Origin of the sequence: Inquilinus sp. (assembly GCF_039594555.1) — a bacterium.
Taxonomy (GTDB): domain Bacteria; phylum Pseudomonadota; class Alphaproteobacteria; order DSM-16000; family Inquilinaceae; genus Inquilinus.
This window is the reverse complement of record NZ_JBCNNF010000397.1, coordinates 1-6,408: the sequence shown is the minus strand read 5'-3', so window position 1 is coordinate 6,408 and position 6,408 is coordinate 1. Positions and strand designations below refer to the sequence as shown.

Genomic DNA, 6,408 nt, shown 5'->3' with positions numbered 1-6,408 from the left:
TGATGTGATAGCTGACGGCGGCCTGGGTCAGCCCCAGCTCCTCCGCCGCGCGGGTGAAGCTGACATGCCGCGCCGCCGCCTCGAAGGCGTGCAGGGCGGGCAGGGGCAGGCTGTCGGTCGGCATGGTTCAGTATAAGCCCCGCTTATGATCCGCGGCGAGGCCCTGCGTGGTTCGGAGAGACGGCAGGGCGGATCATCCGGGCATTCTTTCCGCCCAGGAGGACCGCGATGCCCGCCGACGCCCTGACCTTTCTCAATCCCGACACCATGCCGGCTCCGAACGGCTACTCCCAGATGGTCCTGATCCCGGCCGGCGCCCGGCTGGTCCAGCTCTCCGGCCAGGTCGGCATCCGCCCCGACGGCTCGATCGCCGGGCCGGATTTCGCCGCCCAGGCCGAACAGGCCTTCGAGAATGTCAGGGCCGGCCTGGCCGCGGCCGGCAGCCGCTTCGAGCACGTGATCCGGCTCGGCATGTTCGTCACCGACTTTCCCTCGCAGATCTCGACGCTGCGCGAGGTGCGCGACCGGTACGTCAAGATGGAGGCCCCGCCGGCCAGCACGACGCTGCAGGTCTCGCGCTTCTTCCGCGACGGGCTGCTGTTCGAGCTCGACGTGCTGGCGGTGGTGCCGGGATGAGCGCGATGATGGCTCTCCCTCGGGCCAGGCTGCCGACGGCGCTGCGCCGCCTTGCCGGAAAGCTGCTGTCGCTCGCGTCACTGAGGCGCCGTCGCCCCATGCTGCGGCCGGGCGACCTCTCCGATCACCTCCGGGCGGATCTGGGGCTGGGGAGGTCGCGGGGCTGGCGAAGGCCGCCCCGCGATCCCTTCTGAGATCACCCGATCTTGATCACGATCTTGCCGACATGGCCAGCCGCCTCGAGGTGGCGGTAGGCGTCCTTCGCCGGCGCCCGTCATTCCGCTGGACGGCCGACCCGGGGCCGTGTGTGCTGTGCGACAATTCCGGTCCGCCGGCCGCACCGGCTCGATTTCATCGGCGGGGGCGCCATGACGGTAAAAAGCGAGAAGCTCAGCGGGTTCCCGTTCGTGGTCGGCGGGTTGTCTTTCATCCCGCTGATCGGTGTCCCGTTCGGCGTCATCGCGATCGTCTGGGGACTGGTGACGAAGAAGACTGGCGGCAGGAAGCTCGCGATCCTCGGAGCCTGCGGCATACTGCTGACGATTCTGCTGTATGGCGCCCTGTTCTACTTCGGCTTCGTGCAGCGCGGTGGTGTCTATGATGACCTCCGCGCCAAGCTGGCCCAGACGACGCTCAACGGCCTGCTTCCGGCCATAGAGGTCTACCGGCTCCAGAACGGCACGTATCCGGACTCGCTGGAACAGCTGCGTGCGTCGCTGCCAAAGGACTCGGCGGTCATGGTGATCGACCCGTCGGACGTCCGGCTGGGCGGCGCGCCGAGGCCGTTCTTCTACCAGCGCGTGGATGCGGACCACTATTACCTGCGTGGACTCGGGCAGGACGGAAAGCCGTTCACCGCGGACGATATCCTGCCGCAGGCCGGGGGGGGGCCGGCCGGTGAGCTGGGCCTCCTGACCGACCCGCCAGCCCAGCATTAGGCAGGCGGGGCCGGAAGATGCCGGCCCCGGCCTGACCGCTACCCGATCGCAATCACGATCTTGCCGACATGGCCGGCCGCCTCCAGGTGACGGTAGGCAGCCTTTGCCTGTTCGAACGGGAAGACCCGGTCGATCACCGGCTTGATGCCGGCCCGGGCGATGTGCCGGTTCATCGCCTCGAACATCTGGCGCGAGCCGACATAGAGGCCGCGCAGCGTCACCGACCGGCCGATCAGCGGCGTCGGCTCGAACGGGCTGCCGGCGGTCAGCACGCCGATCAGCTGGACTTGGCCGCCGACCCGGGTGGCGGCGATCGATTTCGGCACGGTGCCGGCGCCGCCGACCTCGATAACATGGTCGACGCCGCGCCCGCCGGTCAGGCGCAACACCTCCTTCTCCCACTCCGGATGGCGGCGGTAGTTGATCAGCTCGGCGGCGCCCAGCGCCTTGGCCTGCTCCAGCTTGGCGTCGCTGGAGGAGGTGGCGATCACCCGCGCTCCGGCGGCATGGGCGAATTGCAGCGCCAGGATCGAGACGCCGCCGGTGCCCAGCACCAGCACCGTCTCGCCCGGCTGCAGCGGATGCTGGCCGCCATAGAGGGCGTTCCAGGCGGTCACCCCGGCGCAAGGTAGGGCGGCGCCCTCTTCGAAGGACAGGTGGTCGGGCAGGTGTACCAGCCCGTCCTGGTCGAACACGCGATACTCGGCCAGCACGCCATGGGCCGCGCCGCCCAGGGCGCTGGCGTGGTCCGCGGCGTCGATCTCTCCGCCGATCCAGCTCTGCATGAAGATGCCGGCGACCCGGTCGCCGACCTTGACCCGGGTGACGTCCGGGCCGACCGCCACGACCTCGCCGGCACCGTCCGACAGCGGCACGAGGTCCGGCAGGGCCGGGCCGCGGCTGTAGCGGCCGGTGGCGACCATGAGGTCGCGATAGTTCAGCGAAGCGGCGCGCAGCCGGACCAGCGCCTGGCCGCGGCCGGGCGTCGGGATCTCGGTCTCGGCCAGGGTCAGGTCGTCGATGCTGCCGATGCGGGGGAAACGGAACTGGCGCATGGCTCAAGGTCTCCGAAGGGGTTCGGGATCACCGCCGATCGCCGGCGGCATGGGCGCCATGTTGCGGCTTGCAGGCCTTCACGCAAGAAGGCAACATTTCTTGCCATAGGATACTCTTTTGCACCTATGGAGGTGAAATGCCGCCGAGAGACCAGGCCCGCCGGCCCTATGGCTGCGCCGTCGAGGTCACGCTGGCCGTCATGGGCGGCAAGTGGAAGCCGGTGATCCTGTACCAGCTGCTGGCCGGGCCGCGGCGTTTCGGCGAGCTGCGCAAGCATTTCGGCGGCGTCTCGCAGCGCTCTCTGACGCTGCAGCTGCGCGAGCTGGAGATGGACGGTATCGTGCACCGGCAGGTCTTCGCCGAGGTGCCGCCGCGGGTGGAATATTCGCTGACCGAGTACGGCCGCACGCTGGCGCCGGTGCTCGACGCCATGAAGGCCTGGGGCCAGAGCTTCCGGAACCGGGTCGAGAGCACGGCCGAGGCGGCGTAACGCCGCGTCAACCGGCGTCGATGAGTCCTGCAACGGCCAGGAAGGCGGGCGAACCCGGCGTCACCATGACCAGGTCGACGAAGCCCTGTGTGGGTGGCGCCAGATCGTCCAGGCTGCGCCGGCGCAGCTCCTCCCATGCGACCGGCCGCAACCGGTGGGCGGCGTGGTCGATCAGGAAGGGGTGCTGGGGATAGGTGGACAGGAGCGTGATGAAGCCGTCGATATCCTCGCCGGCATTCGACATGCCGTAGGGCCAGAATTCGACGAGAAGGGCCGACAGCCGCTCCCCGGGGCTCAAGACTGTTTTCCCGCCTCGGAAAATGCGGGGCTCACTGCCCTGCGTGTCCATCTTCACCAGGCAGGGCGGTAGGGGGCGGCCTCCGAAATAGGCATCGAGGGTCGTCACCGGGACGGTGATGGACGGCCTGTCCTCGTCCGAAGCGTAGAGTCGATGGTCTCCCCGGTTCCCGGCCGAGTGATAGAGGCTGGCCGAGCCGATGGTGTCCGACACGGCCGCCGCGACCGTGTGGACGCGCACCGTGTCGTTGCCCCGGGCGTTCTCGACGAGCAGATCGAAATTGCGCGGATCGGGCTCGAAGGCGTGGACCGTGGACCCATGCGGCATGATCTGTCGGGCCAGGGCGCTGTACCACCCGATATTGGCGCCCAGATCAACGAACAGGCTGAAATTGGGGAGCAGGCGGCGGGCGATCTCGGTTTCCAGCGGCTCCCAATTGCCGCTGTCGATGATCGAGCGCGAGACGAACTGATCATCGCCGTAATCGTGGGTTTTCATCCGGAACGGCGGGATCTGGTCGAGCTCGATCAGCCGTCCGTCCCCGGCGGCGGGCGCTTCCTCCGAGGCCTGGGGCGTCGGGGGAAACGCCGTCAGGTCACGCAGTGCCGCCTCGATGTGGTTGAGCCTTGCGTCCGCGGCACGGAGATATCCCTTGTCGGCGAGGTGCTGAATTGCGCCGATGGCCATGGCCCGGCCGAGATACTTGAAGGCTCCCCGGAACATCGACGTCCCCTCGCTTCGCCGCAGTATCGTACTGTCAACGCAGTGACGACGCCGATTAAGCGGTGTTCATGGCCGCGGTCAACTCGCCGATGGGAAGGGCCGGTTCCGGCCCTTCCCCGGCCCCCTCAATACATGTGCTGGCCGCCGTTGATCGACAGGGTCGAGCCGGTGATGAAGCCGCCCTCGTCATCGACCAGGAACAGCACGCCGCGCGCGATCTCCGACGCCTTGCCCAGGCGGCCGACCGGCACCTTGGCGACGATCTTCTCCAGCACGTTCGGCGGCACGGCACGCACCATGTCGGTGTCGATATAGCCCGGCGCGATGGCGTTGACGGTGATACCCTTGCCGGCACCTTCCTGCGCCAGCGCCTTGGTGAAGCCGTGGATGCCCGACTTGGCCGCCGCGTAGTTCACCTGGCCGTACTGGCCGGCCTGGCCGTTGATCGAACCGATATTGACGATGCGGCCGAAATTGCGCGCGCGCATGCCGTCGATGACGCAGCGGCACATGTTGAAGCAGGAGCCGAGATTGGTGTCGATCACGGCATCCCAGGCCTGGCGGTCCATCTTGTGGATGGTGCCGTCGCGGGTGATGCCGGCGTTGTTCACCAGCACCTCGACCGGCCCGAGCTTGGCCTCGATCTTGGCGATCGCGGCCTGGCACTGCTCGAAATCGGCGACGTCGAATTTGTAGACGCTGATGCCGTGGCGCTCGCTGAAGGCGCGGGCGGCGTCATCATTGCCGGCATAGGTCGCGGCGACCTTGTAGCCCTTCTCCTTCAGGGCCAGCGAGATCGCCTCGCCAATCCCTCTCGTCCCGCCGGTCACAACCGCTACACGTCCCATAGCGTCCCTCCCAGGGTTGGATTGAAGGGCCGCCGCCGCGACGAGAGAGAGCGGCGGGCGGCCCCGGAAATGGCGCCCCGGTGAGGAGGCGCCGATCTCGGAGAGCCTCTCAGCGCTCGACGCAGAGGGCGATGCCCATGCCGCCGCCGATGCACAGGGTGGCCAGGCCCTTCTTGGCGTCCCGCCGGCCCATCTCGTAGAGCAGGGTGGTCAGGATGCGAGCGCCGGACGCGCCGATCGGGTGGCCGATGGCGATGGCACCGCCATTGACGTTCACCTTGGCCGGGTCCCAGCCCATGTCCTTGTTCACCGCGCAGGCCTGGGCGGCGAAGGCCTCGTTGGCCTCGACCAGGTCCAGCTGCTCGGCGGTCCAGCCGGCCTTCTTCAGCGCCGCGCGGCTGGCCGGGATCGGGCCCGAGCCCATCACCGCCGGGTCGACGCCGGCCGTGGCCCAGGAGGCGATGCGCGCCAGCGGGGTGATGCCACGGCGGACGGCTTCCTCCTCGGTCATCAGCACCAGCGCCGCGGCGCCGTCATTGAGGCCGGAGGCGTTGCCGGCGGTCACAGTGCCCTCCTTGTCGAAGGCCGGGCGCAGCTTGGCCAGCACCTCGATCGTGGTGTCCGGCTTCAGGTACTCGTCGGCATCGATCACGGTGTCGCCCTTGCGGCCCTTGACCGTGACCGGGACGATCTCGTCCTTGAACCGGCCTTCGCGCTGCGCCGCCGCCGCCTTCTGCTGCGACGCCAGGGCGAAGCGGTCCTGCTCCTCGCGGGTGATCTGCCACTGCCGGGCGACGTTCTCCGCCGTGTTGCCCATGTGGTAGCCGTTGAAGGCGTCCCACAGCCCGTCGCGGATCATGGTGTCGACCATCTTGGCGTCGCCCATCTTGGTGCCGGCGCGCAGATGCAGCGCGTGCGGCGCCAGCGACATGCTCTCCTGCCCGCCGGCGACGACGATGCGGGCATCGCCCAGGGCGATGGCCTGGCTGCCCAGCGCCACGGTGCGCAGGCCGGAGCCGCAGACCTGGTTGATGCCGTAGGCGGTGGCCGATTTCGGGATACCGGCGGCGATCGCGGCCTGGCGCGCCGGGTTCTGGCCGGCGGCGGCGGTCAGCACCTGGCCCAGCACCACCTCGTCGACCTCGCCGGCGTCGACCTTGGCCCGGCCCAGCGCCGCGGTGATGGCGACGGTGCCCAGCTCATGCGCCTGGACCGCGGCGAAGGCGCCGCTGAAGGCCCCGACCGGCGTGCGCGCGGCTGCGGCGATGACGACATTGCCCATGGAGGCGTTCCCTATGCTGTTCGGCGCGGCCGGGCCGCACCGGTCGAATTGCGCTAAGGTGACGATAGCCATGCCCGTTCCGCCCGCGCAACCACGACGGGTGGATAGGTCGGAAGGGGGGAGGGGATCGATGCATA

The 6,408-nt window shown here is 68.9% G+C and carries 8 protein-coding genes; 3 read left to right on the top strand and 5 right to left on the bottom strand.

Features of this window, described 5'->3' with window-relative positions:
• Positions 1–124 (bottom strand): LysR family transcriptional regulator (locus tag ABDW35_RS29745; protein ID WP_343717466.1); only part of this gene is annotated, 124 nt, incomplete at its 3' end.
• Positions 125–228: 104 nt separating this feature from the next.
• Here ABDW35_RS29745 and ABDW35_RS29740 point away from each other — a divergent pair.
• Both ABDW35_RS29740 and ABDW35_RS29735 read left to right on the top strand, forming a co-directional pair.
• Positions 229–636, top strand: coding sequence for a RidA family protein (locus tag ABDW35_RS29740; protein WP_343717465.1), 408 nt, complete (start codon positions 229–231; stop codon positions 634–636).
• A gap of 368 nt (positions 637–1,004) precedes the next feature.
• Positions 1,005–1,574 (top strand): hypothetical protein, encoded by a 570-nt coding sequence (locus ABDW35_RS29735; protein ID WP_343717464.1) that lies wholly within the window; start codon positions 1,005–1,007, stop codon positions 1,572–1,574.
• Positions 1,575–1,612: 38 nt separating this feature from the next.
• On the opposite strand, the gene ABDW35_RS29730 is transcribed toward ABDW35_RS29735, so the two are convergent.
• Complete coding sequence (locus tag ABDW35_RS29730; protein ID WP_343717463.1) at positions 1,613–2,629, bottom strand: NAD(P)-dependent alcohol dehydrogenase; 1,017 nt, start codon at positions 2,627–2,629, stop codon at positions 1,613–1,615.
• 137 nt (positions 2,630–2,766) lie between these two features.
• On the opposite strand from ABDW35_RS29730, the gene ABDW35_RS29725 reads away from it, so the two are divergent.
• The gene (locus tag ABDW35_RS29725; RefSeq protein WP_343717462.1) at positions 2,767–3,120 is read left to right on the top strand and encodes a helix-turn-helix domain-containing protein; all 354 of its coding nucleotides are present in this window, start codon (positions 2,767–2,769) and stop codon (positions 3,118–3,120) included.
• Between the two features lie 7 nt (positions 3,121–3,127).
• Here ABDW35_RS29725 and ABDW35_RS29720 read toward each other — a convergent pair whose 3' ends face one another.
• The 3 genes from ABDW35_RS29720 to ABDW35_RS29710 form a co-directional block, all read right to left on the bottom strand.
• The gene (locus ABDW35_RS29720; RefSeq protein ID WP_343717461.1) at positions 3,128–4,141 is read right to left on the bottom strand and encodes an FkbM family methyltransferase; all 1,014 of its coding nucleotides are present in this window, start codon (positions 4,139–4,141) and stop codon (positions 3,128–3,130) included.
• Between the two features lie 125 nt (positions 4,142–4,266).
• A complete protein-coding gene (gene phbB, locus ABDW35_RS29715; protein ID WP_343717460.1) occupies positions 4,267–4,989 on the bottom strand; it encodes an acetoacetyl-CoA reductase in 723 nt (240 codons plus the stop codon).
• 109 nt (positions 4,990–5,098) lie between these two features.
• Positions 5,099–6,271: an acetyl-CoA C-acetyltransferase gene (locus ABDW35_RS29710; protein ID WP_343717459.1), complete on the bottom strand. Its 1,173-nt coding sequence runs from the start codon at positions 6,269–6,271 to the stop codon at positions 5,099–5,101.
• Positions 6,272–6,408 lie beyond the last annotated feature (137 nt).